Below are 2,011 nucleotides of genomic sequence, written 5' to 3'. Positions count from 1 at the left end.
GGTCGCTCGCCCACGGGTCGCCGGGCCGCTCGCGTCGCCGGCACCGCGCGGACCTGTTGTAGGGGCGGACCGTCTCCCAGTCCGGCTCGGGGTCGGTGGCGGTGGGGTGGTTGATGTCCCCGCCGATCAGCCCGATCCCGCCGTGCCGGTGGACACGGGCCGCGAGGATCTGCGCCTCCACCGCCGCGGCCTGCGCGGAGTACGGGATCAGGTGGGCACTGATCGCGACGAGCGGGGCGGGCAGGCCGGCCGCGAGACCCCATGGGGCGATCCGGGCGGCCGCGTAGCCGTGGTGCATTTCGCCGGTGTACCGGGTCTCGACGTCCTCGATGCGCAGCTGCGCGGGGTCCCAGGCGACGGCGACCGGCAGGTTGCGGGACGGGGCGACGACCAGCTCCATGCCGAGCGCCTCGGCGGCGGCGCCCGCGGCCGCGGGGGCGGCCAGGTGGTCGGCCTCCTGGAGCAGGAGCAGCTGCGGCCCGACCTCGCGCACGAGCTCGACCAGCCCGGCCCACCGGCCGGCGTCGGCGCCGTACTGGATGTTCTGGCTCATCACCGTCAGCACGTCGTTCCCTTCCTGCCGCAGGGCGTCCGCCTGCCGTCATGACCGGCACGGTAGTGCGCGGACCGAGGCCGGCGGGCGCGGGTGACGGTGTCCGGGCGGGGGTCGGCCGCGCGGGCCCGCTCCGCGGAGTTGTGGCTGCCGGACGGCACTGGCGCGGTCCGCGCGGCGGAGGAGGGCGTCGGCATCGAGAGGCGGTCGGGGGAATCGGCGGGCGCCGCCCGGGCGTAGCCGGCGGTGCCGTTCGGGACCGCCGGCGGGCAGGGCGTGTCGGGTGTGGGTGGTGTCCGGCGCGTGGTGGTGAGGGTCGCCGCCGGGCAGGCGCCGGCCGATCCCGCCAGGTGTCGTCGCCGAGATATGGCGGAGGGTGGCCGCACCCGTAAAGGGGTGCGCCACCCTCGTGGGGATCGCGCCGGAATTCGCGGGCCCAGTCCCTGTTCCATGGTGGAGCCCACGACGCCAGGGGAGGATCCAGCCCTGAGAGAACCAGAATCAGCGTTGTTGAGAGATTGTCACCGGCGGCGGCACCGGGCAAGCACGCCTTGGACGAGATTGCATGAATCCTCGATGTCCACCCCGCCCAGCTGAGCGTCTTCGGGTCCGAGTCCACCGACCACAGGTCGAAACACCCCGGACGGGTGACGCTTCGGATGGATGTTTCTGAATCAAACCCCCGGGCGTGTTGAGAGCAGATTGTAGTTACGGGGTTACAGGTGCTTAGATCTGACTGTTCGACGCTCAGGGGCCGGAATCCCCTGTCGAGCAACCAAGTAATGGAGCCCACCCCGTGCCTGACGCCCCCTCACGGGTACGTCGGATCGCGGTGCAGCCAGGGTGCGCGCCTCCCGTGGGCGCGCACCCCTCCCTAGGCCCTGACTACAAGAACCGAACGATAGGACAGCGCAGTGACGATCGTCGTCCCCCCGTACCCCGCCCCCGGCCCCGTGCCGGCCCGGCCCAAGAACCCGACCACCGGCGAGGTCATCATCGTCGTGGTCATCCTCGCCCTGGCCGCCGCCCTGATGGCGCTCGGCCAGCCGATGGTCGGCGCCATCGAGGTCGCCGGCGGCCTGGTCTTCCTCGCAGGCCGCACCATCAAGGCGCTGCGCGACCCCGACCCGAACCCGGCCCAGGGCCTCTAACCCCCACCCATGGGGCGGCATGAGAAGCCCATCGCCGCAGACACACCACAATCCGAGGCGTTGGCGCGCTGGCTTCGAGAGCGACGCCAACGCCTCGGCGTGAGCTACGCGGCACTGGCCACGAAGACGACAGACAAGATCAGCGCCTCGATCCTCTCCCGAGCCGCGAGCGGCACCGTGCCCACCTGGAACGTCACAGAGCAGTTCACCCGGGCGTGCGGCGCCGACATCGCCACCGCACGCCGCCTCTGGAGAGCCGCCCGCTGGGCCCAACAGGACCTGGAACGGAAAGGACGCGTGACCCACG

Annotated in this window: 2 protein-coding genes and 1 pseudogene; 2 read left to right on the top strand and 1 reads right to left on the bottom strand. The window is 72.1% G+C overall.

The genetic code is table 11. From position 1 onward, the window contains the following. The coding region (locus ACFXHB_RS44730) for a hypothetical protein (protein WP_380582974.1) at positions 1–553 on the bottom strand (553 nt) is incomplete at its 3' end. 914 nt (positions 554–1,467) lie between these two features. Here ACFXHB_RS44730 and ACFXHB_RS44725 point away from each other — a divergent pair. Further along, positions 1,468–1,704 (top strand): hypothetical protein, encoded by a 237-nt coding sequence (locus ACFXHB_RS44725; protein ID WP_380582972.1) that lies wholly within the window; start codon positions 1,468–1,470, stop codon positions 1,702–1,704. 99 nt (positions 1,705–1,803) lie between these two features. After that, positions 1,804–2,011 (top strand): annotated as a pseudogene (locus ACFXHB_RS44720) (XRE family transcriptional regulator); the annotation flags it as partial.

The organism is Kitasatospora sp. NPDC059327, assembly GCF_042752535.1.
Lineage (GTDB): Bacteria > Actinomycetota > Actinomycetes > Streptomycetales > Streptomycetaceae > Kitasatospora.
Note: the sequence above shows the minus strand (reverse complement) of the source record. Positions and strands in the feature narration are given on the sequence as shown.